This is a genomic window from Actinokineospora inagensis DSM 44258, assembly GCF_000482865.1.
GTDB lineage: Bacteria > Actinomycetota > Actinomycetes > Mycobacteriales > Pseudonocardiaceae > Actinokineospora > Actinokineospora inagensis.
On the sequence record NZ_AXWW01000033.1, the window covers coordinates 25,997 to 51,368 of the forward strand.

The 25,372-nt window shown below is 70.3% G+C and carries 18 protein-coding genes; 12 read left to right on the forward strand and 6 right to left on the reverse strand.

What is annotated here, in order from left to right:
• Window positions 1–333 precede the first annotated feature (333 nt).
• The 10 genes from H504_RS0114575 (at window position 334) to H504_RS0114620 (ending at window position 16,592) form a co-directional block, all read left to right on the forward strand.
• Entirely contained in the window at window positions 334–1,233 is a 900-nt protein-coding gene (locus H504_RS0114575; protein ID WP_026423371.1) for a proteasome assembly chaperone family protein, read from the forward strand.
• A 422-nt stretch (window positions 1,234–1,655) separates the two neighbouring features.
• Complete coding sequence (locus H504_RS0114580; RefSeq protein WP_169735395.1) at window positions 1,656–4,025, forward strand: vWA domain-containing protein; 2,370 nt, start codon at window positions 1,656–1,658, stop codon at window positions 4,023–4,025.
• Between the two features lie 21 nt (window positions 4,026–4,046).
• Window positions 4,047–5,003, forward strand: a complete 957-nt coding sequence (locus H504_RS0114585; RefSeq protein ID WP_157440415.1) for a hypothetical protein — start codon at window positions 4,047–4,049, stop codon at window positions 5,001–5,003.
• Complete coding sequence (locus tag H504_RS0114590) at window positions 5,000–5,980, forward strand: hypothetical protein (RefSeq protein ID WP_026423374.1); 981 nt, start codon at window positions 5,000–5,002, stop codon at window positions 5,978–5,980. The genes H504_RS0114585 and H504_RS0114590 overlap by 4 nt, the downstream gene beginning before the upstream one ends.
• A gap of 46 nt (window positions 5,981–6,026) precedes the next feature.
• On the forward strand, window positions 6,027–9,173 hold the full coding sequence (locus tag H504_RS35110; RefSeq protein ID WP_051385863.1) for a tubulin-like doman-containing protein: 3,147 nt from the start codon (window positions 6,027–6,029) through the stop codon (window positions 9,171–9,173).
• Window positions 9,170–11,374 carry a hypothetical protein gene (locus tag H504_RS0114600; protein ID WP_157440416.1) on the forward strand — a complete coding sequence of 735 codons (2,205 nt, stop codon included), beginning with the start codon at window positions 9,170–9,172 and terminating at the stop codon, window positions 11,372–11,374. Before H504_RS35110 ends, H504_RS0114600 begins: the two co-directional genes overlap by 4 nt.
• Complete coding sequence (locus H504_RS0114605) at window positions 11,371–12,357, forward strand: serine/threonine protein kinase (RefSeq protein ID WP_026423376.1); 987 nt, start codon at window positions 11,371–11,373, stop codon at window positions 12,355–12,357. The genes H504_RS0114600 and H504_RS0114605 overlap by 4 nt, the downstream gene beginning before the upstream one ends.
• Window positions 12,354–13,427 carry a GTPase domain-containing protein gene (locus H504_RS0114610; RefSeq protein WP_026423377.1) on the forward strand — a complete coding sequence of 358 codons (1,074 nt, stop codon included), beginning with the start codon at window positions 12,354–12,356 and terminating at the stop codon, window positions 13,425–13,427. Before H504_RS0114605 ends, H504_RS0114610 begins: the two co-directional genes overlap by 4 nt.
• Window positions 13,424–15,241 (forward strand): hypothetical protein, encoded by a 1,818-nt coding sequence (locus tag H504_RS0114615; RefSeq protein WP_026423378.1) that lies wholly within the window; start codon window positions 13,424–13,426, stop codon window positions 15,239–15,241. The genes H504_RS0114610 and H504_RS0114615 overlap by 4 nt, the downstream gene beginning before the upstream one ends.
• Entirely contained in the window at window positions 15,234–16,592 is a 1,359-nt protein-coding gene (locus H504_RS0114620; protein ID WP_157440417.1) for a DUF6777 domain-containing protein, read from the forward strand. The genes H504_RS0114615 and H504_RS0114620 overlap by 8 nt, the downstream gene beginning before the upstream one ends.
• Before the next feature lies 1 nt (window position 16,593).
• Here the strand turns inward: H504_RS0114620 and H504_RS0114625 are convergent, their stop codons facing one another.
• The 3 genes from H504_RS0114625 to H504_RS35115 are packed head-to-tail and all read right to left on the reverse strand — an operon-like array spanning window position 16,594 to window position 20,819.
• Window positions 16,594–17,307, reverse strand: coding sequence for an NUDIX hydrolase (locus H504_RS0114625; RefSeq protein WP_026423380.1), 714 nt, complete (start codon window positions 17,305–17,307; stop codon window positions 16,594–16,596).
• A 54-nt stretch (window positions 17,308–17,361) separates the two neighbouring features.
• Window positions 17,362–19,713: a hypothetical protein gene (locus H504_RS0114630; protein WP_026423381.1), complete on the reverse strand. Its 2,352-nt coding sequence runs from the start codon at window positions 19,711–19,713 to the stop codon at window positions 17,362–17,364.
• Window positions 19,710–20,819 (reverse strand): 5'-methylthioadenosine/S-adenosylhomocysteine nucleosidase family protein, encoded by a 1,110-nt coding sequence (locus H504_RS35115; RefSeq protein WP_051385870.1) that lies wholly within the window; start codon window positions 20,817–20,819, stop codon window positions 19,710–19,712. The genes H504_RS0114630 and H504_RS35115 overlap by 4 nt, the downstream gene beginning before the upstream one ends.
• A gap of 128 nt (window positions 20,820–20,947) precedes the next feature.
• Here H504_RS35115 and H504_RS35120 point away from each other — a divergent pair, with 128 nt between their 5' ends.
• Complete coding sequence (locus H504_RS35120) at window positions 20,948–21,418, forward strand: NUDIX domain-containing protein (protein ID WP_051385873.1); 471 nt, start codon at window positions 20,948–20,950, stop codon at window positions 21,416–21,418.
• Window positions 21,419–21,662: 244 nt separating this feature from the next.
• On the opposite strand, the gene H504_RS38710 is transcribed toward H504_RS35120, so the two are convergent.
• The 3 genes from H504_RS38710 to H504_RS0114655 all read right to left on the reverse strand — a co-directional run bounded on the left by H504_RS38710 (window position 21,663) and on the right by H504_RS0114655 (window position 24,632).
• Entirely contained in the window at window positions 21,663–22,592 is a 930-nt protein-coding gene (locus tag H504_RS38710; RefSeq protein ID WP_051385877.1) for a hypothetical protein, read from the reverse strand.
• Window positions 22,593–22,959: 367 nt separating this feature from the next.
• Window positions 22,960–23,580, reverse strand: a complete 621-nt coding sequence (locus H504_RS0114650) for a response regulator (protein WP_026423382.1) — start codon at window positions 23,578–23,580, stop codon at window positions 22,960–22,962.
• On the reverse strand, window positions 23,577–24,632 hold the full coding sequence (locus H504_RS0114655; protein ID WP_026423383.1) for a sensor histidine kinase: 1,056 nt from the start codon (window positions 24,630–24,632) through the stop codon (window positions 23,577–23,579). Before H504_RS0114655 ends, H504_RS0114650 begins: the two co-directional genes overlap by 4 nt.
• A 163-nt stretch (window positions 24,633–24,795) precedes the next feature.
• On the opposite strand from H504_RS0114655, the gene H504_RS0114660 reads away from it, so the two are divergent.
• On the forward strand, window positions 24,796–25,350 hold the full coding sequence (locus H504_RS0114660; protein ID WP_051385879.1) for a hypothetical protein: 555 nt from the start codon (window positions 24,796–24,798) through the stop codon (window positions 25,348–25,350).
• Window positions 25,351–25,372 lie beyond the last annotated feature (22 nt).

Genomic DNA, 25,372 nt, shown 5'->3' on the forward strand with positions numbered 1-25,372 from the left:
ACCCCAGCGGGTCGGTTGTACGCCACCGGTCGGGAATTGGTCCACACTGTTGTGGCAGGACGGGCCCGTGCCGCGGACCTTGTCGTACTTGGCCATCTGCTGGAAGTCGGTGTAGCTGGTGTCCTGGTCGTCAGCGGAACGACGGACAAGGTCCACAGTGATTATCCCGTTTCCCGGACGGTACATGCCAACAAAGCACCAGTTTCGTCCATGGCCCGTTCACACCTTCGCAACTAGGGCGAATCTCGTCGTGGAGTTCGGCCGGAGGGGAATATGTGGCGGGTCGGTGGCGCTGAGTGGGGTAGTCAGGTGGGTTGACCGTGGGAGGTATGGGTGGCGTTGGACCCCGAGGAGCTGTTCGAGGTCGACTCGGATGTGCCGGATCTGAGCGGGGTGGTGCTCCTGCACCACTTCAGCGGGTTCATGGACGCGGGGTCGGCCGGGGCGGCGCTGGTTGAGCATCTGTTGGCGGTTTGTGAGCATCGGGTGGTGGCTCGGTTCGACGTGGATGGGCTGATCGACTACCGGGCTCGGCGGCCGATGATGACCTACGACACCGACCGGTGGCAGGGCTATGACCGGCCTGAGCTCGTGGTCCGCCTGCTGCACGACGCCGAGGGGGTGCAGTTTCTGCTGCTCACGGGGCCGGAGCCGGATCGTCGGTGGGAGGCGGTGGTCGCGGCGGTGCAGGGTCTGGTGGAGCGTTGGGGGGTGCGGCTGACTGTGGGTGCTCACGGGATTCCGATGGCCGTTCCGCATACCCGTGCGCTGTCGGTGATCTCGCACGCGACCAGGGCCGAGTTGGTCACCGAGCGGTTCCCGGTCAGCCGGGTGCAGGTGCCGGGCAACCTGTCGGCGCTGGTGGAGTTCCGGCTCGGCGAGGCGGGGCACGACGCCATGGGGTTTGCCGCTTATGTGCCGCATTACCTCGCGCAGAGCACCTACCCCACGGCCGCGCTCGGGCTGCTGGGTGCCGTGACGTCGGCCACCGGGTTGGTGATCAAGACCGACGCCCTGCGCGCCGCCGCGGAGTTGGCCGATGCCGAGGTCGCCCGCCAGGTCGCGGACTCGGCGGAGATCAGCCAGGTCGTCGAGGCCCTCGAACGGCAGTACGACGCCTACGCCGAGTCCTCGAACAACCTGCTCGTCGCCGAGGGTGAGCAGGTACCGAGCGCCGACGAGTTGGGTGCCGAGTTCGAGCGGTTCCTCGCCGAACTCCCACGGGACCCCTGATCCTCCGCGCCTGGCGCGGGCTCTCTGTCGTTCGAGGTGTGCCGACCCCGGCTCTGGCCGAGTCGGGGTGTTCGTGCTGGCCGTGTTCGGGACCGGGTCCTGGGCGCGGCCAGTCGTGTTTGTGGCGGGGATCACCTGCGCCGATGGGTTGTCCATTGTGGAATTCAGCGGGTCGGTTCCGGTGGTTCGCCGTGGGAAAGTGGCGAAAAATCGCGGGTGAATGGTTTTTGGGTTGTCATGTTTTTGGCAGGTGTGCGGTGTGGATGGCCGAGGGTGATAACGATCCGTGTCAGTAGTCGTGAATTTGTTGCGGGACGCGGGCGGGGTTGTAACGGTGGTATGGGGAGCCGCGATCTTCGCGGTACTTGATGCCTGGAAAAGTGCGGTGTGTTGGCGCACGGAGCGAGGATTGGCGCGGCCTCATGTCAGTTCGCGGGAAAAGGACACCGAGGACGGCGTTGTCGTTGCTCGGGGTCGTCGGGGTGCTGTTGTCGCTGGTTGGCGGGCCTGCGGTGGCGCAGGACCAGCCCGCGGTACTGCCTGCGCTGCAGGTGGTGGTGCTGGTCGACGAGTCGGGGAGTATCGGGGACGCGGACCTGGTCGCCGAGAAGGAAGCGGCGCGGACCATTGCGGCGAGTGTTCTGGCGCCGGGCTCGATCGTTTCAGTCGTCGGGTTCGGTAGTTCGGAGAAACCGGGGCAGAGCGCGGTGGATGTCGTTTGTCCGCCGACCGGTGTGGATGAGTCGCAAAGTCGAGACGGGCTCGCGAAATGTGTTGACGGGCTGCACAAGCGTCAGGTTTCCGAGGGCGCCGGAACCGACCACGTCGCCGCGTTGCAGCAGGCGCTGGACACGGTGCGCTCCGGGGGGCCGGACCGCAAGGTGGTGTTCCTGCTGACCGACGGGGTGCTCGACGTGTCGAACAGCCCGTCCTGGGGGGACACCCCCGACCGGCGCAACCGGGCGGCGGCGGCCGAGATCAAGAACGTGCTCGGCGCGCTCGACCGGCAACACGCCCAGGTGTGGCCGCTCGGCTTCGGCAAGGTCGACCTCGGTGGGCTCGCGGGCCTGGCCAAGGGCACCAGTTGCACGCCCGCCGCGCCGAACCCGAAGGAGCGGGTGGTCGGCGCCGGTGACCTGCGGGGGGCGATCCAGGACGCGTTCCGGTCGGCCAGTTGCGGCAGTTACAACACCTCGGACCGCGGCGACGTCCCGAAGGGCGGCTCCCTCGACCTCACGGTGGACATCCCGGAGGTCGCCAGCGACGCCTCGATCATCGTCTACAAGCGCGACCGGCGGGTCCAGGTCGAGTACCGCGCCCCCGGGTCCGGCAAGCCCGCGCCCGCCGAGGGCGGGTCGCACTTCGAGTTCGCCGGGCAGAGCACCGAGACCGAGTCGGTGGTCATCGCCGACCCGGTGCCCGGCCGCTGGACCATCCGGCTGTCCTCGGCCGACGTCGACGCGCGGGATGTCGCCGCCGCCGTGTTCTTCCAGGCCGCGGTGAAGGCGTACCTGACCGCCGTGCCCGCCCAGCCCGCCGCGGGCCAGACCGTCGACGTCGGCATGCAGGTGCGTGCCAGGGACAAGGCGATCGCCGACCCGGACATCCTGCGCGGCCTGACCTTCGTCGTCACCCTCACCGGCTCGTCCGGCTTCCCCGCGCAGACCGTCCAACTGACCGACCCGGACGGCGACGGCGCGTTCACCGGTCAACTGAAAGTCCCCGACGGCGCCAAGGGGGACCTCACCTTCACCGGTGACGTCAGCGGGGTCGGCATCGGCGGCGACCGGCGGGTCCTGTCGACGAAGGTGCGCGGCGAGCCTGCCGCCGTGCAGGGCCAGATCCTGTTCGACGACAACCGCGCCACCGTCACCCCCGGCGGTTCGATCACCGGGACCGCCCGGGTCGCCAACAACTCCGGCGCGCCCGTCCGGCTGCGCTTCCAGACCTCGGACGTCACCGCGGGCACCACCCTGACCGTGGATCCCTCCGCGCCGCAGGCCGAGCCGGGCAACAGCGACATCCCGTTCACGTTGCACTTCGGGCCCGGCACCCCGGAAGGCGTCAGCGGCGCCCGGCTCAGCCTGGTCACCGAGTCGGACGGGGCCGTTGTCGCCGAGCGGCTGCTGGCCACCGAGGTCGCGCCGGAACCGGGGGTGTTCGAACGGTTCTTCTGGATGTGGGTGGGGCTCGGGGTGCTCGTGCTGGCCGCCCTGGTGTTCCTCCTGCTGCGGCTGCGGACGAAGCTCGCCGACCTGTCGGTGGGTGGCCTGCGCGTCCAGTTGCGCCGCGGCGGGTTCCAGGTCTCGGAACTCGTCGCGCCGGACCCGTCCGCCAGGACCTTCGGTTTCGTGGTGCACGACGACTTCACCGGACTCCAGTTGCAGCCCGCGGGACCGGACGAACCCAACACCTTCCACATCCGCCGCGTGTCCGGGCGGCTGGAGTTCGGCGGACCGGGCGTGCCCACCGCCATGCTGCAGCCGGGCTCGCCGCGGGCCATCGGACCGGACATGGACGTCGTGATCCTCGACGACCGCGCCGCCGCGGGCGTCAACTCCGGCCCCCCGACCGACCCCTTCGCCACCACGGCCCACCCGGCAGGCGGCAACGGGTACGCGGGGCCACCGGTGGACCCGTTCGCCCAGACCACCGCCGTACCGACGGAAGGCACGTCCCACCTCGACAACCCGTTCGGCGACAGCCAGTTCCCCCGCCCGGCGAACGAGCCGGAGCAACGCACCGAGCAGCGCCCCTCACCGCAGATCGACCCGTACAACCCGTTCGCCTGAGCACGAGGAGCGCGCGACCCGATGGAGCGAGGAAGTCGGCCCAAGCTCGACCTGGCCGGGATGCTGGACGCACCCCGGACTCGTCGAATGGTCGGCCGGGCCGCCCTGTTCGCGTTGCTGGTCGCCATTGTCGTGGCCGTGGTCACCATCTGCGGCTTCGGGTACTCGGCGTGGGCTTTCGCCGTGGTCGTGGCCCTGGTCGGCGCGGTGGTGGCGTTGGCGAACTGCTGGACGATCCGGCTCGGTGGCCAGGTCTTCCAGATCTGGCGGGTGCTGATCTCGTTGCTGGTCGCGTTCGCCGTGTCCTACGCGGCCGCCAGTTGGGTTTTCCGCTCCGACATCGAGGCGTTGACAGGCCCCGGAACCCAGGAGCAGTGGCGCAAGGACCAGGCGGAGTGGACGCGGCAGCGCGGCGCGTTGGAGAAGGTGTTGCGGGAGACGACGATCCCGGCCATCGACACGGATCCCGAGGTCGTCCGATCGCACGCCGACGTCACCCGGTCCAGTGTGGACACCGGGCACGCGGCGGACGTGGCCGCGGCCGCGCGCAGGTCGCTGTGCCAGGGCGAGGGCAGCGGCCCGACTCCGTTCTGCGAGCAGCAGGCGGACGTGTACAAGTCCGAAGAGGACAACCGAGCCCGGTCGGCCGACTCCATGCTGCGCGCGCAGACGAACCTCACCGTCGCCGTGGTGAACGCCGTGGACAAGGCCCGCACCGCCGCCGTGACCCGCGCTGTGGCCAAGGCGGACCTGGATGCCGTCAACGCGAGACTGGCGGGCCACGGTGAGCACGAGCCGCCCAGGCTCAACTGGCTCGATGCCCGGGAGGTCGTGGGTGACCGGAACCCGGTCGGCGTCATCGTGGTGATCTTCGTGGTGATCGCGGCCTTCGTCCTGCTCGACTGCGTCGCTTTCGACCGAGTCCTCCGCCGTCTGCGCGCACGGGACCCGGACCAGCAGGAAGGACTCTCCGCATGAGCGAGTGGAGCGCCGAACTGGCTACCGTGACGAGGGCCGTCACCACGCTGGCCGACCGGCTCGCGCGGTGGCCCAACGGGGCCAACCCGGTGATCGGTGACGCCCGCACCGCGGTGAAGCTCACCGCGGAGTTCTTCAAGCAGTTACCCGGCGCGGTGGACGCGCACGCGAAGCTGCGCGAGGCGGTGGCCGGACGCGACGGCATGACCGAGATGTTGCGCGAACTCCGATCCATTGTGGACTTGTTGGACGGTTGCTTCCACGCCATCGACAACGGCCGCGCCAGGACCCGGGGGCCTGCCAAGCTCCGCGAGTTGGCCAACCGGCTGTGTGAACGGCTCGACGAGTTCCTGGTCGAGCTCATCGCCGTGGCGAACCAGGCCGCCGAGGTGGACCGGGTGGTCGGCGCGGCGCGGAACACCACGGTCGAGGTCGTCACGCAGACCAAGCACAAGATCGACCTCTGGTACCTGGAGGCCGAGGGCGCCCAGGAGCCCACGCCCGCCGTCGACCCCAGCGACGTCGCGGCGTACCGGCTGGCCAAGCACTTCCGGGAGCACGAGGAGAAGGAGACCAGGCTGGCCAACCGGTGGCGGCTCGCCGTGGTCGGGTTGCTCGTGATCATCACGGCGTCGGCCGTGACGATCACCCTGGTCTTCCACACCGACCTGCTCACGACCGACCTGGTCCGGTTGTCGGCGACCATCCCGGCCGCGGTGCTCGCCGGGTACGTGGCCAAGGAGTCGGCGCGGCACCGGGCGGCGGCGAAGTGGTCCGGTGAGCTGTCCATCGCCCTCAGGACGCTGGTGCCCTACACCGAGCCGCTGGGTGACCAGGGGGCTGAGCTGCGTCGCGCGCTGGGGTTGCGCGTGTTCGGGGCGCCGGTGATGGAGAAGGCGGAGGGCTTGGGCGTTGACCTCGTCGAGCGGTTGGAGGCACTGGTGCGGAGATTGCTCGACCGCGAGGGGAAGTCGTGAGTGAGTTGGCCAGCACACCGCCTGTGATCGTGAGGACGATGCCGCGATGAGGATCTACCAACCGATGTTGTTCGTCGGCCTCGGTGGGACCGGCTGCAAGGTCGGTGCCGAGTTGGAGAAGCGACTGCGTGAGGAGTTGTGCGGGCCGGACGGGACCAGGCTGGTGGGGGAGATCCAGGACCCCGGTTACCTGCCCTACCAACTCCCGTCGTGCCTGCAGTTCGTCTACGCGGACCTGAGCACCACCGAGTTGCACCGGGTGCGCCGGGAGGTGGTGCCCGGCCGCGAGCACGAGCAGGCGGCGCAGCGCACCATGCACCAGATCGCCGACCTGGTGCCCGCGAAGTTGGCGAACTCGGCCGATGTGGCGCAGAGCCTGCGGATCAACACCGACGAGGACACGATCGACTGGTTGCCGGGCAAGGAGGGCGACCCGCGGATCGGGCCGCTGGTGCGCGGGGCGGGGCAACTGCCCACGGTCGGGCGGGCGGTGCTGTTCGAGACGTTGCGGCGCAACGCGGACACGGCGCTGCTGGGGGTCAAGGAGGCATTGGCCGCGATCAACGAGTCCGCGGGCGACCTGTATGTGGTGAGCGGCAAGCGGGCCCAGCAGGTTGACCCGGTCGTCGTGTTCGTCGTGTTCTCCGTGGCCGGTGGCACGGGCAGCGGGATCTTCTACGACTACCTGCACCTGATCGGCAACCTGATGCACGACGGCGGCAAGCGCGCCGAGATCTACCCGTTGGTGCTCATGCCTTCCGCGTTCGACGACGGCCAAGGTGGTGGCAGGCCCGCTGAGCTCAACGCGGGTTCCGCGCTGGTGGACCTGTTCCGGCTCATCGACGACCAGAACGCGCAGGGGTCCCCGGACGCGCTCGACGCGCGCGGTACGCACGGCGCCGTGTCGGTGCGCTACCCCGGCATGGGGCAGGTGCAGTTGCAGCCGAACGTGGTCCAGACCGCGTTCCTGTTCGGCAGGCCGGTCGGCGGGGTGCGCCGGGACGACCTGAACCGGTCGATGGTGTCGCTGATGGTCTCGCTCATCGGCGCGGGGCCGACCGAGCCGGACGACGACGACGGGGCCGCCACCCGGTCCTACCAGTCCTTCGCCGACGGGTTCATCAACAGCAAGGTCGACCGGCACGCCACCGCCGACACCGGGGTCGGCCGCCGCGGTGTCACCACCAGCGCCGTCGCGGCGCTCACCACTCCACTCCTGGAACTGACCGACGTGGTGTCGTCGCACCTGTTGGCCAACGCGGTCACCGAACTGCTCGTACCGCCCGGCGCCGTCGAGACCAACAAGCAGCACATCCGCCAGTTCATCACCGCCGCGGGACTCGACCGGGTGCTGGAGGCCGCCCCGGCGCGGATTCCGCCACAGGGCAGCCCGGTGGGCTACGGACCCGTGGTCGCCGCGTTGACCGAGCGGGCCAACCACATGGCCGCCGCGATCGATCGGGGCCAAGAGGCGCTGGCCGCCCCGGTCGCTGCGCTGGCGCAGGACTACGACCCGTCCGCCGCCGCGACGGCCGTGCTGCGGCACGTGGACCTCTTCCGGTTGTGGCGCACCGTGTTCGGGCACCGCGACCTGGTGGACCCGTTGGACAAGGGCGGTTTCCGGTCGTTGCTGGAGGGGTGGCGCACGCCGCCGCCGACGCCGCCGGGCATGAACAACGCGGTCCCGCCGATGCCGACCAACCTGCCGAAGCGGTTCATGCAGCGGATGCGGCTGGTCGACGAGCCGGTGCGGGCGGTGCTGCGCGCCCAGGACAACTGGTACCAGTGGCAGACCCGGCGGATCTGGAACGCGGCCTGGAACGACAGCCACCGGCTGTGGAGCAGGCCGTGGCAGGCGTTCGTGGAGGAGTTCACCGCCATCCACGGCGCGTTCGTCGCGCACGCCCAGACCGACCCGCACCTGTTCGACCAGCGGTCCAAGGACCTCTACAAGCCCAGGGTGGGGGTGGCCTACCTGCTGCCGCCCGAGGACCGCGGCCTGGAGGGCTTCTACCAGGGCGTGCTCGCCCGGTTGAAGCAGGACTTCGCCCAGCACCTCGGTCCCAACGCGCACGAGGGCCACCTGCTGAACCTGCTGCTCGGCCAGGACGGCTGGGTCGCCGCGTTCGACAAGGGGCGCAAGGACCCGGAGGCCGCCGTCGCCGACGTGCGGCAGCGGATCAAGGAGGCGGTCACCGAGCGGGTGCGCCCCGGTGACCGGAGCAGGCCCGCGTTGGTGCCCAGGATGGAGGACCTGCTGGCCAACGCGGTGCAGCGGCGGGACAACAGCGTCACCGACGGCGACCTCAACCGGTTCCGGCAGAAGCTGGCCGAACTGGTGCCCGGCGGGTTCGCCCCCGAGGGCCACGCCGCGCTGAAGGTGCTGTTCACCTACCCGGCCGCCCAGCACGACGTGGAGATCGAGCGGTTCCTGCGGCACGAGGTGTCGCTGCCGATCGACATGGTCGGCGAGCCGGAGTTCCGCGCCGTGCAGGCCGACTCGATGGTGGTCGTGCTCAACCGCAGCTCGATGGGGGTCACCGAGGTGCCCGAGCTGCGCAAGGTGATCAAGCTGTGGACGGTGGCCCAGCAGGCCCCCAAGCCGATGGACACGCTGTCCTGGCGGCGCAGGCTCGACCACGGCGACTACCTGCTGATGGACCGGCGGGACCGGGCGCAGGTGCTGCACCGGCTGCTCTGCGCGGCGTGGGACGGCAAGATCGAGGTGGTCGGCGACCCGTGCAGCCCGGACCGGATCACCGTCGCCCTGGGCAGCCGCGAGGCCGTGTCGATGGAGCTCGCGCTGGCCCCGCTGGGTTCGCTGTCCTCGTGGGCCAGCGTGTTGCAGGCCTACGAGCGGTGGATCATCACCGACGACAACCCGACCCGCCGCGGCCTGGCTGCCCGGTTGATGTCCAGCGTCCCCGCCGGTGCCGCCACCTCGCCGTCCCGCCCGGCGGAGGAGTTCACCGCGCTGGTCGACCTCGCCGAGCGCGAGCTGGCCAAGGTCGCCGAGGCCAGGGACAACCGGGTGCTGCGGGTCGACCCGCAGTTGGCGGTGTTCGCCGAGTTCTGGTCGGAGCTGCTGCCTGCCGCGCTCCGGCTGCCGGTCGACGGGACCCGCAAGAACCTCGACGACCTGCGGGAACAGGTCGAGGCCTCGTTCCGGCTCGGTGGGCAGGAGCGGGGATGAGGACATCCGAGGTGGTCGTCGTCGATCTTCGGCACGGTGGGTCGCCGCCCAGCTCGCCCGCGGGCGGCGTGGTGGTGGTGGACTCGGCCGACCAGTTGGCCGTGCACGCCGAGGTATACCTGTCGCTGGTGGGCGCGGACATGGTCACCGACGTCATCTGCGTCGCGGTGGGCGAGTCCGGGACCGGCGACCCGCTGGACGGGGTCGTGCTGACCATGCCGCCCGCGCTCCGGCACGCCACCGTGCTGTGGGTCGGTGACCCGGTCGGCGTCGAGTGGGCGCCCGAGCACACCGTGCCGCGCCCCGCCGCCCGACCGGGTGAAGACCTCGACGCGCTGGTGGCCGCGCTGCGCGACCCCACCCTGTTCGACCGGGTCGTCGCCGCGGCCGAGGAACTGCCCGCCGCCGCCGCGAGTCCCGGGATCCGGTTGGTCTCGCACGCTGTCGACCGGACCGAGCTGGCCGAGGCGCGGGCCGCCGCGGTCCGCTCGCTGTGCGCGGCCGACCAGCCCGCCACCGACGACATCAGCGTCACGATCCGGCAGTCGTTCCTGCTCGGCGGCCACGAAGGCGCGGTACTCACCGGACCAGTGCGCGACGCGCGGGTCGAGGCGCTGCGCAGGCTCGCCGACGTCGCGGCGCTTGCCAAGCAGGTGGGCACGCCGCAGGCCCTGTTGGGTACCGCTCGCCCGACCGGTTCGATCGCCACCCAGACGGCGTGGGCCGGGCAGGCGGCGGAGAACTACCGCTTGGGCGTCGGCGAACTGCTCAACCGGATGGACGGCCAACTACAGGTCGGGCACCCGTCGGTGGACGCGGTGCGCGAACTGGGAGCCCCCGCCCCGCGCGATGTTGACGGCCACGAGATCGCGGGCGCGCTGCGGCAGGCGGTCGACGCCCGGCTGGCCGCCGGGGCCGCGTTGCCGACGGTGAGCCGGGAACTGCGCCAGCTCGCCGCGTCGGCAAAACCGCAGGGCTGTGTGTCCGCTTTGGACCAGGTGGCCGCGATCGGGCCGTTGTCGTTGTCGCTACCGGAGTTCCGCCGCTGGCCGATCCCGATCCTGGCGTTGCCGCTGATCTTCCTGACCTGCGCCGCGGTCGCGTTCCTGCTCGGACCGGGGTGGACCGGCTGGCTCGCCGGTGCGCTGCTGGCGTCGGGGTGGACGTGCGCTGGGTGGCTGTTCCTCGCCCGGCGCCCGGGGCCGGAGGGAGAACCGGGGTTCGGCACCGTCGTCCCGGCGGCGCTGAGCGTCTATGGCCTGAGTTCTCTCGTTGGGGCGGTGGCGGGCGCGTTACCCCGTGGCTTGGTCACCGAACTCGCTCGGCCGCTGATGCCCGAGTTGGTCGCGGATCTGTTGGCGGTCGCGGTGGTGTTGGTCTCCGCCGTCGTGGTCGCGTTCAGTTGGCGCGGCGCGGTTCGCCAGTGGCGGGCGGCGTTCGCCATCGACGGGGTGCGCACGGCGATCGGTGAACTCACCACGGTCGCCGACGACACCACGGCCCGCGAGTGGTTGCCGTTGTTGAGAAGGCGCGCGACAGCCGCCGCGGCCGCGGAAGTCGCCGCGGGCTTGGACGAAGTGGCGGGCACCCTCGTCGACACGGGGGACCAGTTGTTCCCCCCACCCGCGTTGTCCGTCCCAGGTGGACAACAGATGGCCCGCCCCGTCCCGCGCGAGCTGTACACCGTCGTCCGCGGCGACCTGGTCGACCTGGCCAGGACCGCGCTGCAACCGGCGTGGCCCGCGGCCGAGTCTGCCCTGCGGGCCAACCCCGGCGTCTACGCGGCCCGGCTGGAACGGCTGGTCGACGAGTACAGCACCGAGGTGCGCAGGCGGGGTCTGCTGTCGTCGACCACGCACAGCAGCGACAACAGCACCCGCGACGACATGCTCAACCGGACCTGGCAGGAGTCGCCCGACGCGCTCGCCGCCCTGCGCACCCATGCGGGCGCCGACATGACCCAGCTCTGCGCGGGCGGCCAACTGCGTTACCTGAGCACGGCGGTGGAACCGGTACTGGTCCGCTTCGCGCCCGCCCAACTGCGTCGGGCGCTGAGCCGGGACAGTGTCCACACCGGACTCGCGGGTGATCCGAGTGTGGTGTGGAGCGAGGGCGGGGAGTTCGTCGGCGCGCTCCGGCTGCTGCCGCTGCGCGCGGAGTCGGTGCTGCACGTGTACAGCAGTGGAGGGGTGAACGGGTGAGCAACGGGACGCGGCAAGTGGTCTGCCGCACGGTCCTCGGCGCGCGGCAGGAGATCGCCATCGAGGACGTCAACGAGTTCCAGACCCCGGGGGCGCGGCTGTCCCAACAGTTGGTGCGGGTCAAGGGTGCGCCTTTCGTGCGCAAGTACGTCCCCGCCGCCTTGGGCGCGCGGCTCCCCGCGCTCTACGCCTTGCTGGACAACGAGATCCGCGCGGGTTGCAGGCTCGCGCAGGCATACGGCGCCAACTACCCTTCCGAGCTGGCGCACCTGGTCGCCTACAACGTCGACGCCGAGGAACCGTTCGCCCTGTTCCACGAGTACCGCGGCGTGGCGCTCGGACCGGGACCGCGCTTCGACGACGACGAGATCCGCCAGTTCGAGCTCGGCCTGCTGCGCGCCTTGCAGTACACCTCCGCCGCCGGGGTCGTGCACGGCTCGGTGGGCCCGGACGCGCTGCGCTGGAACGCGGGCCACGTCCAACTGGTCGACTTCGAGTCCGCCGAACGGGTCGGCGAACCGCGTCGACCGTCCACCACGCGTGTCCGCTCACCCGAGCAGACAGCCGGAACCGGCCTGGTCAGCGCCCGTGACGACGTGTGGGCCGCCGGTCACCTCATCCGCGTCACCCGCCTGCAGGCCCGCCCCGGCGACCAACTCCCCGACCACCGCCACGACCCAGAGGGCCTGCGCACCGTCCTCTCCCCGGTGTTCGACAACCCCGTCGACCACCGCCCCGAACCCGTCGAACTGCTGCGGCGCCTGCGGGACAACACCCGGTTCCCCGTCCCCGACGACCTCGACGTGAACTACTCGGCGGGCCGGGAACGGTTCGAACAGGTCAGCCTCGCCAAACGCCTACAGCTCCCCAACCCGTCCGCCAACGGCGGAAAACCCGCCAAGCGCGGCAAACGCGTCTTCCCGTTCCTCGGCACCATGCTCCTCGTCGCCTGCGCCATCATCACCGCGGCGGTGACCCTATGACCGGCATCACCCCGTTCCCCCGGCTGATCCGCTGCCCCATCTGCGCCGACGAGTTCCCCTGGTCGCACGACCCGATCATCTCGGTGTGGGACGACGAGAAACGCGACTACCTGCACATCGACACGTCGTCGTGGTCCGCGGAGAAACGCGCCGACCTCGCCCAGCGCGGCTACCGGCAGTGCCCCAACCCGTCCGGCGACACCCAGGAGGAGCACTACCTGCCCGCGACCTTCGGCGACTTCGGCGACCCGATGGTCATCGGCCTGGTCGGCGGCGGCGCCTCGGGCAAGACCCACCTGCTGACGGCGATGATCCGACAGGCCTACCTCAACGGCCTGGCGCCGTACGACATCACCGTCAAGGCGCTCGACCACCGGCGGCACCGGTCGTTCCGCGAGAAGTTCATCGAGGAGTTCGAACGCGGCGCCGCGCTGGCAGGCACCGACACCGGCATCTCCGACGCCGCCGACATCCTGCTGCTGCGCGGGCCCGCTGGTGTCCGGCCGATCACGTTCTTCGACGTGGCGGGGGAGGACCTGCGCGACATCGACGCCCGCAACCGGTCGACCCGGTTCCTGATCGGCGCCACCGCGGTGATCTTCGTGCACCCGTGCGACGACCGCGGCCCGGACGGCCAGGTGATCCGGCGGACCGAGAACCTGGCCTTCGACCTCGCCGTGGAACGGTTGCGCAGCAAGCGGTTGCCCGCGGTCGTCGCGGTCACCAAGGCCGACCGGCTGCGGTACGCGCCCCCGGTCGAGCGCTGGCTGCGCCGCGGCGACGAAACCTCGGTCGACGCGGACCGGATCCGCGCCGAGAGCCGGGACGTCTACGCGTTCCTGCACCACTCCGGCGCGGGCGGTTCGCTGGAGCCGTACCAGGCGTTCCCCCGCTGCACCCTGCACTTCGTCTCCGCCAGCGGCGGCGAGGCGGCCAAGGGCGCCGCGGCGGGCAAGAACGTCTTCCCCCGTGGGTTCCACCCGACCCGGGTGCTGGAACCCCTCGTGTCCATCCTGGCCATGACGGGGATGATCACCGGTCCCGAGGCGGAAAGAGTGGGCATGCCGTGACCAGCACCAAACTCCTTGTGCACCAATTGTTCTTCGGCTTCAACGAGTCACGCGGCGAGCACACCCTGCTGGACGCGTCGTTCTCCGGGGCCTCGGCGAGGGACGCTTGGGCGAGCAAGTTGCGCAACCACACCAGGTTGAAGGTCGACGGCGGCGGTGAGGTCCCCCCGCGCGCGTTCAGCTACCTGCGGTTTGCCGACGGCACCGCCGCCGTGATCACCCGGTTTGCCGACGGGCACTCCGCAGGGCGCGGTGACGCGCACGCGCTGACCGGGACCGCGGAGGTTCTGACCCCGGAGATCGCGATGGGTCTGGAGTCGTGGCCGGAGTGGCAGGCCAGGTCCAGCGCCAAACGACCACCGAGGGAGATCACCGCGGCTGAGTTGGCCGCGGTGGCGGATGATCTGTCGGTGGAGCGGGCGAATCGAGTGCGGGGCCTGTTGGGCGTGGTGCTGACCACCATGCTCCCGCAGCCGGGTGCTCCGATCAGTATCATCAACTGCCGGGAAGAAGACAAAGTACCACTGCTACGCGCCATTTACGTCGCTGCAGACGTCTACCTGCGCAATAGTCTCGGTGTCAACCGGAGTTGGACGTTCTCGACTTTCGAACATCGGCACGGCGACACTCTCGAGAACCTGCCCGAGTTGGTGTTCCTCTCGGCATGGCCCGATGAGCGGCGCCCCAACCGCGTCCACGTCGACCTCAGCCAGCCCGCCGTGTTGTCGGCGGAGGCCCAACGCCTCGTGGACCGGATGTTCGACCAGACGGGCGCCCAGCCCTCGACAGCAAACCAGGTCGAGGCTCCGGTTCCCACCGTGCCCAGCCCGATCGCGCGCCGACCTGACCCACAGCCGCAGGAGAACGCGGTGCGGCAGGTCGCCCAGCCCGCCGCGACCGTGTCGCGGCCCGCGCCGACCTCGGCGGTCGACGCGTTGTTGCGGGCCACTTCCATGGCCGAGTTCCAGGCCACGCTCGACGCCGTCGCGCGCGGCGGCGACCTCCTCTGGAAGTCGACGACCGTCGAGGACATCGATCGGCTCACCGACCGGATCGACCAGTTCGCGTTGGTGGACAGCCTGGTCAAGTTGGGGCACGCCTGCTACGGCACGCAGGTGGAGAACCTGGGCGACCCGCAGGCCCGCAGGCACGCGATGGATGTCATCGCCCAAAGCCACTCGACGCGCTTCACCAACATGTTGGTGGCATCGCTGTTGGCGAACCCACACCAAGATGTCATCGACGCGTTGCGGAAACGCTTGCAAGGCAAGGCATGGGAAGCGCCGTCCACGCGGCCGGGTAGGTTCGTCGGGCGGGCCGAGCAGTTGCTCCGGCAACACAACCGGTGGCAGCGGGTGGCGATCATCCTGCTGTCCGTGGTGACTGTGTTCGTTGTCGGCCTCTTCGTGGGCAGGAGCCTCGTGGCGAACCAATCCACCCCGACCGCGACTCCGCAGACGACCTTGCCTACCAAGGCAAACGTGCCGGCGCCCACGACCACACAGCCGGACGTGACGCTGCCCCCTGTGCAGCTCCAGTCCGAAGCGATTGATGTAGTCCTGCCCGTGGCGGAGGGCAGCAAGTTGTGGTCGTTCGTCCGGACTGCCACAGGGGTGTACCCACAAATGCAGTGCACAGATACCTCGCCGCGCAAGTGGGTCTGTGTGCGGCAGCTCGAACACAAGGGGCTGTATGGCGCGGACGGCGAGTTCCTGTTTGCCGTTGTGACGAAGGACTTACTGGCAACGGTGGCGGCGAACGTGGACAAGCCGTTGCAGGACATCGGGTTGGCCTACCAGAGGGTCGGTGGCTGAGCGGCGTCGTCCATCTGTGGTGGGCGGCGAGGTGGTGGTGTGGCTGGTGGCGTTCCTCGTGCTGCCCACGGTTGTGGACCGCGCGGGGAACGACCACGGCGGGATGTGGGTCGCGTCGGCCGGTGGGTGGTTGGCGCTGTTCTGGCTCGTGCCCTGCGCCGCTGTCGCCGTGGTGGTGTGGCGGAGCAGGGTCGGAGTCGTCGCCGTGGTCACGGCCGTTTGCACGGTGGGATACGTCGTGGCGTTGCTGGTGTTCTCGCATCCGGCAGGGGAAGCGGCCGTCTACGAGGCGGGAGTCGATCCGGCGGTAGGGATCGGATGGGGGCTGCCGATCGTCGTCGGGACCATGGTGGTGGTGCTGGTCCGATGCGCGCGGCGGTTGCGGAACCCGTACGGGGGCGGGGCGGTGGCGGGAGTCGCCCTGGGTACGGCGGTGGCGGTCGTGCTCTTGGTGGTGCGGCACGAGGATGACCGGGTCAGCGCCGTGTTGCTGGCCGCGGAGTCCAATACGGCGGTCGACGCCGCACACGGGGACAAGGCGGCGGGCGACGAACCACGGCTGTACACCGGGGTGCTCGGCTCATCGAAGTGCGGCCCGCTGCCGTCGGATGACCTGACGGCGGTGGTGTTGCGATGGGACACCCGCGTCACCGCATTCGGTGCATACGGCAGTTCGCCCTACCCCTATGCGGCCGTCTTGCAGGCCGGGACCTCGGTGCTGGTCGATCAGCACGGCGTGCCCAAGATCCGCTGCGGCGATGGCACCCGGTTGGACCGGCCGACGGGCGTGCCCGAGCGCTTCCGGGGTACGCCGTGGCCGGGTTTCGCGGCCGACCACACCGTCGAGGTGACCCCTGCTCCCACCGCGATCACGTCGTTCACCCTCGCTGGCCGTGAGCAGATCAACCGGCCGAGCGGTACCGCGGGGGAGCGGGACTGGCTGGACAAGCCGGACAGTGCCATCCTCAATGGACAGTACTCCCTCAGCGGCACACTGACCACGTGCAACCTGTCGGACTGCTCGGGGCTGCAGACGTTCACCAGGGGACTCAAGGTTTCCGGGTGCCCCAACGCTTGCCTGGTTACCGTCGTGGACTGGCCCTCGCCGAGTCGGCTTTCCGTTGCCGGGGGCACCTGGTCGGCCACGGGCACGCCGGACAGGCCGTACCGTTGTCAAGGCGTGGACACCCACACCGCGGCGGCCATCACCTTCACCGTCAAGTCCGGCAAGGTCGTCAACGGCCAGTGGAACGCCGACCGGGTCGAAGGCGACTACCGCATCTACACCGACATACCGGATGCCTGCACCGATGCCAACGTGATCTGGCACTTCACCGGCACGCTCGACTGACTCACGAATGGGACCTGGGGGTCCGCTGCATCGGTGGGTGCAGGACGGCGGCGGGGCCCGCGCGGTAGAGGGTGGCGGGTCGGCCGTTCTTGGGGTGGCGCTTCTCGTCGGTGGATATCACGAATCCCTCCGCGTCGGTGACCTTGCGGTGGAAGTTGGGGCGGTCGAGTTCGATGCCCCACACCGCCTCGTACACCTCGCGCAGGTCGGCGATGGTGAACAGGGGGGCGCAGAACGCGGTGGCGATGGTGGTGTTCTCCAGTCTGAGCCGCGCCTGTTCGACCGCGTCGGCGAGGATGTGGTCGTGGTCGAAGGCCAGGGTGACCTCCGGCGACATCGCCTCGGTGACCTCCACCCAGCCCGCGGCCGCGGCGTCCGACCCGGCGGACGGGATCGGCAGCCGCGGTGCGATGGCGAGGAAGGCGCAGGTCACCACCCGTCCCCGGCTGTCCCGGTCGGGCGCCGAGTACACCCCCACCTGCTCCAGGTGGAAGGTCTCGGCGTCCAGCCCGGTCTCCTCCAGCAGCTCCCGCGCCGCGGTCTCCTCCACCGTCTCCCTGCCCCGGAGGAACCCGCCGGGGAGCGCGAGCATCCCCTGGTGCGGCTCGTTGGCCCGGCGGACCAGCAGCACCCGCAGGGCACCCCCGGTGATGGTGAGGATGACCAGGTCCGCGGTGAGGTGGACGAGTTCGCGCTTGCGCCTGCCTGGAGCCATTCCGCCATCATACCCATTTCTAGTCGGCCTGACATGAACCGGGTACCGGCGCCGTCAGTCTTCCTCCGTCCACTCGGCATCGACGACATCCGGGTCGTCGGTCGCCCCCGGCCCCAATTCCCGGACCCGCCGGGTGTCGATGAACCGCTGCTCCGTGCTCCGACCGGTCCACTCGTCCCACCGGCGGTTGCGCCGCTCGTACTCGCGCTGCACCCACTTGGGGCCTTCAGCGGCGATCGCCTCCAGGATGTGCAGCGACGCGGTCACCCCGGACGCGTCCAACGCCAGGTCCTTGAGCCGGTCGGGGTCCTCGGTCTTGGTGCCGTGCAGCCCTTCCGGGTTCTCCACGATCACGGTGATGTCCTCCTGGTTGCGCAGCGCGATGTGCAGCGCCCGGCTGAAGACCACGTTGTCGGTGGCCTCGGTGACCGAGAGGTTGCGGCGCGAGGTGTAGAGCACCTGCCGCCGCTCGCCCGCGAACTGCACGCCGACCTCGGACACCTTGACCGCGGTCAGCGACCCGTAGCTGAACGAGAGCCGGTTCTCGTCGTGGATCGCGCCGTCCTCGAAGTCGAGGTCCACGCTGACCTGGCGGACCCCGTTCTCGGTAAGCAGGAAGATCAGCACCGTGTAGGCCGAGTACCGCGGCGGCCCGTAGACGACCCGGCCCATCTTGGCGTTCGCCTTGCCCTCGACCAGGATGATGTGGCCGACGATGTCGCTGCTCACCAGGTTGGACCGGCGCATCGCGGTGGACTTGAGGTAGTCCTTGTCCCAGGCCAGCCAGGTGGCCATCTCGGCGTCGGTCGGCCGGTCCGCCAAGACCGCGCGCCACTCCTCGTACGCCTTGGTCTCCTCCTCGTGCAGTCGCCGCATGTCGGCGAGTTCCAGGCGCCGCGCGAACAGCTCGCCGAGCAGCTTGACACCGCCGTAGAGCCCGCCGACGAGGGCGAGGCAGCCCAACACGAGCAGCGTCAACGGCTTCGGCTCCCACGACTGGGCGCTGGAGACCAACCGCGCGAATCCGAACAAGCCCACGGCGACGGCGGCGAACGCGATGAGCCCGGACCGGACCGTCGGGAACCTCAGCTTGCGGAAGTCGTGGAGCGTCCCCTCCTGCCATTCGCGCGTGGTGCGCTTGGCGTGCCACCTGATCAACCAGTCGAGCGTGTTGCCGCCGATCTCCTCGGTGTGGTCCGGTCCGCGCCGGTACACCAGATCGGACAGGTCGCCCGCGTAGACGGAGTCGTCGTCCTCGTCGTCCACCCGTTCGACGGGTTCGCCGTAGGTGCGGATCAGCCGGGCGATCAGCGCGATCGCGGACCCGGCCATGGCGGTGACCCACTCGTCGGTCTGCTTGCGCTGCACGCCCCGGCGCAACTCCCGCCTGGTGAACTGGTACCGCACCAGCGCGTCGATCTGCTCGCGGAAGTCCTCGCTGCCGTACTCGACCTCCGGCTGCTTGCGGGACGGCGGCACGGCGCCCGACTCGCCCAGTTCGAACTCGTGCCTGCGGCGCTCCCCCCGGTACGCGAGCAGGTCGGCGCCGAACCAGCAGGTGGCGCCCGCGCCCACCACGAACAGGGCGAGGAACCCGACCGTCGCGACGCCCGCGGCGGCCTGGAGCGTGGCGAACGCGGCGATCACCGCGACCAGGAACCCCAAGACCCCGCCCACCGCGAGGCACCAGAGCCGCAGGTCGAACCGCCCGTTGTAGTAGGGCTGCGCCTGCCGCGGCGCGGTGGGGTCGGGGTGGAAGAACAGCCGCGCCCGCCGTTGCCTGCCCTTGGCGATCCGCTCGGTGCGGATCAGGTCGCCCACCAGCCGGTCGACGTGGTCGCGCACCGTGCCGTTGAGCATCTTCGCCAGGTGCCGGGTGACCTCGCCGCGGCGCTCGTCGGAGAGCCCCTTGAACCGGTCGAGCACCCCGGCCAGCCGCTCCCGCTGTTCGGGTGAGTCCCGCCGCTGCTGCTCGAAGGCGCACCCGAGCAGGTTGCTGATCACCTCGACCGCGGCGCTCCACTCGTCGTCGAAGCCCTGCGCGACGCTCTGCGCCAGGCGCAGGTCGGCCACGTCGTCCGGGCTCAGGTCGGTGATCGTCCGGTCGCCGAGGATGGCGAGCGTGTAGTGGTAGGCGATCCGCGATGTGCGCACCCCGGAGCGCACGACGTCGCCGAGCAGGCCCTCGGCCTTGCGCGGGAAGCCGCCGTCGAGGAAGTCCTCGGCGAGCTCCACCTTCCGCTCCGGCGGGTCGTCCTTGTGCTGGATGTAGATGTCGGACTGGAAGACCGCGTGGTTGATCTGGGTCTCCACCCGGGCGTTGCCGGACATGGTGTTGTGGATGTCGCCCGAGTTGGGTGGGCCTGCGTTGGGTGGGGCGTTGTTGGGGAAGTCCTGGTTGTTCACGGCAGTGCCTCGATGATCTCGGAGAGTTGGTCGTGCAGTCGCGGCACGTCGCGGAAGAGTTCGGCGAGGGCGAGCACGCTGGTGCGCGGCGCGGCCGGGTCGGCCCCGGCCGCCACCGCCTTCCTGAGGTTGTCCAGTTCCAGCATCGCCGTGCCGAACTGGTCCTCGTCGAGGCCGCCGGTGTTGAAGGTGGTGTACGCGGCACTGGTCAGGCGCGCGATCATCGGCCCGACGGCCGGGCCGGGTGCGCCGTGGTCGGGGTGCACCGTCAGGCCGCCGTGCAGCACGCCGATCTGGTTGGTGACCCGCGCGTTGCCGCTCATGTTGTTGTGGAACGTCATATCCGCCTTCCCGGACTCGGTGTGGTGGCTCGCCGGTGGGACCTCGGCGTGCTCGGCGACGAGCGCCGCGGCGAACGCGGCGGCGTTGCCCGCGGCCAGGTCCCTGGCCCCTGACCCGCGGGTGCGGTCCTTGTCCCGGTCCGCGAAGTCGCTGATCCCGCGGATCGACATCGTGGGGGTCGCCCCGTTCAGGTGCCCCGCGTGCGCCATGCCCGCGCTCTCGGTCTCGATGGCCGTCGCGTCGTTGAAGTGGTGCCCGAGCCGGCGGGCCAACTCCGACTCGCGGTCAGCCAGGATGACCTCGCCCGCGGCGATGGGGGCGAAGTGGACCGCCGCCTCGCGGCCCGCCCGAGCGTGCCGCCACCACGGCGTCCGGCCGACGTGGCGGGCGGTCTGCAGGAGGTCGTGCGGCGCCTCGAAGGCCTGCGGCCGCGCGTGGAACCCGTTCTCGTCCAGCCTGCCGCCCTGGTAGGCGTAGATCCGGGTGCCGACGACGACGTCGCCGATGGCCACCCGGTCGCGCAGTCCACCCGCGATGCCGACGAACAGCACGAACCCGGGCCGGTACCGGGTGATCGCGCTGCCGGTGATGGTGGCGGTGGTGCCGTTGCCGGTGCCGGAACAGGCGATGGCCACCTCGTGGCCGCCGGTGACCCGGCCGACCTCGAACCGGGTGCGCAGGTGGTCCCACTCGGTGCGCAGGCCGGTGCAGTGGTGTCGGATGGCGAGGTATTCCTCGTCCAGTGCGGTGAGGATGACGAACATCCGGTTGCTCCATCTGGGCCGAATCCGGTTGTCAGGCCGACACTAGCTTTAGTGTCTGGGTGACATCAACCATGACATTTCAATGTCAACGGTGTGATGTCCCACTGACAAGAACTTAGGGTGCCGGTATGGCTGAACAAGCGGGCGCGGCACGGGCGGTGGTCGGTCTCACCGTGGACCTGGTGGTCCTCGGGGACTCGGGAGGTGTCCCGGTGGTACTCGCCGTCGAACGCGCGAAACCGCCGTTTCGCGGCCATTTGGCGCTACCCGGCGGATTCGTGGAGCCGGACGAGGGATTGGCGCGAGCGGCGGTGCGCGAACTCGCGGAGGAGACCGGGGTGGTCGTCGGATGTCGACAGTTGCGACAGGTCGGTATTTATGGTGACCCCGGCCGCGACCCACGCGGCCGAATCGTCAGCGTCGCGTACCGAGTGCGCCTCGACGGCGTGCCCGCACCGGTCGCGGGCAGCGACGCCAAAGCCGCGCGGTGGGTGCCGGTGACCGTGTTCCTGGACGCCGCGACCCCGGTGGCCTTCGACCACCGCGAGATCCTGCACGCCGCCCTCCGATGCGGATCATGCGGCTGCCCGGCCCACTAGGAAGCGAGGCTTGTTCAGTGGCATGGAAGTAGAGGCCGACGACGGCTGAGATAGTATCGGCGAAGATGGTGAAAGGCATTCCTCCGGTCGTCGAGGAACCGGGACTGCCTGAGGTTGACGATGCACTCGATCCGGACGTTGGCCCCTGGGTGGTGCGGTGTTCGCCGGAGAACTCCCCGATACAGTCCCGGGGTGAGCCCGGTGGCGTGACATGTCGCGGCGGCCCGTCTTCAGCGGTTTCAGGTCAGTGCCACTGCCATTGGATGCCGTAGGAGTTGCCCGGTCGCAGGTTCGTGAACTCGGCGGCCACCTCGCCCGCGAGGTCGGGGACCAGTGGCTCGCCGGACGCGGCGGGTTCGTCGAACTGGCGGGTGAACACCCCGTCCATCCGCCACACCCGGGCCGGTGGCCGGGTCGGGTCGAAGCGCACCCGGAGTGCGAACCGCACGTGTGGGCGGCTGGGTGTGCAGGCGAACCGGTCGGCGATCCGGTCGGCGCGCACGATCTGGCCGTAGGTGTGCCGTTCGCCCTGGTGCAGTGGTCGCGGGAGGACGATGTCGGTGACCAGGCTGCGGTCCTGCCTGCTGGTGTCGGTCGCGGTCACCGCGCCGAACAGGATTTCCAGCCGGGTCTTCGGTTCCGCGTTCGACTCGGTCGGCACGTCCACCCGGTTGGCGATGGTGTGGACCCCGTCGACGTGCGCCAGGATGGTTCGCCGTTCGTGCGCCTCGGGGGGCGTGGTGTCCAGCCGCAGCAGGACGTCCAGGTACAGCACCGACCAGTCGGTCTCCGGGACCCACCGGCAGGCGCAGAGCCGCTCGGCGAGCTCGCCGAGCGCGTTGTCGATCTTGCGTTGGACGTGCCGGGTGGTCAGCCGCAAGGTCCCGGCCAGCCGCTCCAACCGCGCGTTGAAGGTGTCGCCGTAGCCGTGCGGGGCGAGGTTCAGGGCGACCGTGACCAGGTGCCGGTCGCCGTCGTCGGACAGGCCCTGGACGGCAGCGGCCAGCGCGGCGTCGAGCTTCGCGCGCAGCTCATCGCCGGACTCCAGGTCGATCGCGTTGACCGCGCGCAGGTTCGGGATCGTGGCGCCGTCGACGGCGTCGGCGAGGCCGCGGCCTGGGCGGAGCGATTTCAGTTCGAGCAGGAGCTGGGCGTTCGGGCTGCCAGTGTTCATCGGCCTCTTCCGGTCGCGGTGGTGGGAGCCGGATGGCGTCGCGGGTCACGCCTGTGTCAGTCGCTCGTGGTGGCCCTCGCGTGGCGGGCGACGCGGGGTTGCGATCAATTCGTAGCGTAGGGGTATCGGCTGGGGAGGTCGGGCTTCCCAGCCGATACCGGTCCGCCGTGGCCGATCAGTGCGCCGACAACGCCATCAGCAGCAGCGCGATCACATGGGTCTCCATCCCGCACCCCTTTCTTGTCGGTATGACAATTAAGAGGCTACGAGCGCGGCCCGATTGGGGTCAATACGACAATAAAAGGTCACCGGGCTCGACTCGGCCGGTTGGCCCAGGGTGCTGGGTCCACTGTGGACCCGGTGTGGATCAGAGGATGCCGTTGTCCCTGGCGTGGATGGCGGCCTGGGTGCGGTCGCGCAGGTTGAGCCGGGTGAGGATCCGGGAGATGTGGTTCTTGACCGTGCCCTCGCTGAGGTAGAGCCGGGTGGCGATCTCGCGGTTGGTCGCGCCGCGCGCGACGAGCCGCAGGATGTCGGTCTCCCGGGCGGTCAGCGGGTTGGCGGCGGGCGACGGCGAGAGGGCGGCGGTGACGTGCCGGGCCGCGGTGGGGTCGAGGGGCGTGATGCCCGCGTGGGCCAGGCGGACGGCGTCGGCGAGGGCGGTGGTCGGGAGGTCCTTGAGCAGGTAGCCCGTGGCACCCGCGCGGAGGGACCGCAGGACCAGGTCCTCGTCGTCGAAGGTGGTGAGCATGAGGACGCGGCAGGCGGGGGCCTGGGCCCGCAGCACGGCGACGGCGGCGACACCGTCCAACTCGGGCATCCGGACGTCCATCAGCACCACGTCGGGGGCGTCGGCCAGCACCCGCTCGACGGCCTCCTTGCCGTCGGCGGCGGTCCCGATCACCTCGATCCCGTCCTGCAACCCCAGCAGCGACGCGATGCCCTCCCGGATCAACTGCTGGTCGTCGACCACCAGGACCCGGATCACGACCCCACCCGCAGGCTGACCGTCGTCCCCGCGCCCGGCGCGCTGTCCACCGCCACGACACCACCGACGATGGCGGCGCGCTCGCGCAGACCAACCAGCCCGAACCCCGGCGCGGGCGAGGTGAAGCCGCGACCGTTGTCACGCACGGTGAGGCACACCTCGGCCGCCGTGAACCGCAACGTCACCGTGACCCGGGTCGCCCCGCTGTGCCTGCTGGCATTGGTCAACGCCTCCTGGGCGGCGCGGTACAAGGTGGTCACCGCGGCTTGGTCCAGCGGCCGCTCGTCGCCCTCCACCCGCAGGGTCGCGGCGGACCCGTCGACCAGGTCGCGGAGCGCGGTGACGAGGGAGACGGGGGTGCGCAGCGCCCCGACGGACGCGCGGACGTCCTCCAGCGCCAACCGGGCCGACTGCCGGGCGTCGGCGACGGCGCGGTCGGCCACCGCCGGGTCGTGCGCGCGGAACGCCCCGGCCTTGTCCAACTGCACCGCGATCGCCGTGAGGTGGTGGCCGAGGCTGTCGTGCAGGTCGCGCGCCAGCCGGTTCCGCTCGGCCGCCGCGGACAGCTCACCGATCCGCGCCGCCGACCGCCGCTCCCGCACCACCAGGTCGGCCATCGCGATCGCCAGCACCAGACCGAGGCTGAACATCAGCAGGTCGGCGACGTACTCCGGGGCGCGGTACCAGCCGGGCGCGAACACGCTGTACCCGATCACGAGCAGCCCGAGGCACACGCCCGCGAGCACCAGCCCGGTCCGGCGCCCCAGGCCCAGGTACGCCAGGAACGGCACCAACACGAACAACGCCCGCGACAACCCCGACTCGTCGAGCACCGCGACCACGCCGAACAGCACGACCCTGGCCGCGAGGAACACGGCCGGTCGGTCCCGCGAGATGACCTCGACCACGCACAACGCCGCGATACCCGCGCAGAACCCGAGCAGCCGGAGCGGCACCAGCGGCCCGAGCCCGGCGAACACCCAGTACAACTCGGCCAGCAGCACGATCCCGTACACGGTGCCGGTGACCCACAACCCCACCCGCCTGCTCACGGGGCCGACAGTACGCCGAGCCGCGCCCGCCGTCGGACACATGACTTCCGGCCGCGTGGACCGTGACCGGTGGCCGCCAGGTCCGGTCGCGCGGCACTCCCGGTCGCCGCGCCACCGCCCTTACCTTCCGCGGTGACGAAATCCCTCTCCGCAAGGAATGCCCATGTCTTTGTTGACGCGCCTCAGCTCGTGGTCCGGTATCGCGGCGGGCCTGCTCATCGCCATACCGTCCGCGGTCGAGATCGGCACCGGCGAAACCGCCGCGACGAGCTTCCTGCTCGGTATCTCACCGGCCCTCGCCACACCACTGCTGATAGCGCTCCACCTGCGGCAACAGCAGTCTTCCGGTTCTTTCGGCGTGGTCGCCTTCGTCCTCAACACCATCGGCCTCAGCCTTTTCGGCGGCGCCGCTTTCATGCTCAACATGGGCGTCTACTACCTGCCCGACCCGGTGGCGCAAACCCTGCTGCACGGCCCGACGATGTACGCGTTGTTGGGCGCGGGCATCGTGTTCAGCGTGGGAACTGTCCTGTTCAGCGTCAGCATGATCCGGTCCCACGTCCACCCCAGGATTCCGTCGATCACCTACGGCCTGGCACTCCCGGTACTGGCCCTGGCGGCCCCGCTACCGGACAACTGGCTCATCAGTTGCGTGCACATCACCTCCGGCCTCACCCTCCTCTGGCTCGCCTCCGCTTTGGCCGCACCGTCCATTTGATACGTCGGGCGGGGCAGGACCG

Coding starts and splice junctions, on each gene's coding strand:
- H504_RS0114580 (WP_169735395.1), top strand. CDS start 1,656: ATGTCAGTTCGCGGGAAAAGGACACCGAGGACGGCGTTGTCGTTGCTC.
- H504_RS35115 (WP_051385870.1), bottom strand. CDS start 20,819: ATGTTCGTCATCCTCACCGCACTGGACGAGGAATACCTCGCCATCCGA.
- H504_RS0114590 (WP_026423374.1), top strand. CDS start 5,000: ATGAGCGAGTGGAGCGCCGAACTGGCTACCGTGACGAGGGCCGTCACC.
- H504_RS35120 (WP_051385873.1), top strand. CDS start 20,948: ATGGCTGAACAAGCGGGCGCGGCACGGGCGGTGGTCGGTCTCACCGTG.
- H504_RS35110 (WP_051385863.1), top strand. CDS start 6,027: ATGAGGATCTACCAACCGATGTTGTTCGTCGGCCTCGGTGGGACCGGC.
- H504_RS0114625 (WP_026423380.1), bottom strand. CDS start 17,307: ATGGCTCCAGGCAGGCGCAAGCGCGAACTCGTCCACCTCACCGCGGAC.
- H504_RS0114610 (WP_026423377.1), top strand. CDS start 12,354: ATGACCGGCATCACCCCGTTCCCCCGGCTGATCCGCTGCCCCATCTGC.
- H504_RS0114660 (WP_051385879.1), top strand. CDS start 24,796: ATGTCTTTGTTGACGCGCCTCAGCTCGTGGTCCGGTATCGCGGCGGGC.
- H504_RS0114600 (WP_157440416.1), top strand. CDS start 9,170: ATGAGGACATCCGAGGTGGTCGTCGTCGATCTTCGGCACGGTGGGTCG.
- H504_RS0114585 (WP_157440415.1), top strand. CDS start 4,047: ATGGAGCGAGGAAGTCGGCCCAAGCTCGACCTGGCCGGGATGCTGGAC.
- H504_RS38710 (WP_051385877.1), bottom strand. CDS start 22,592: ATGAACACTGGCAGCCCGAACGCCCAGCTCCTGCTCGAACTGAAATCG.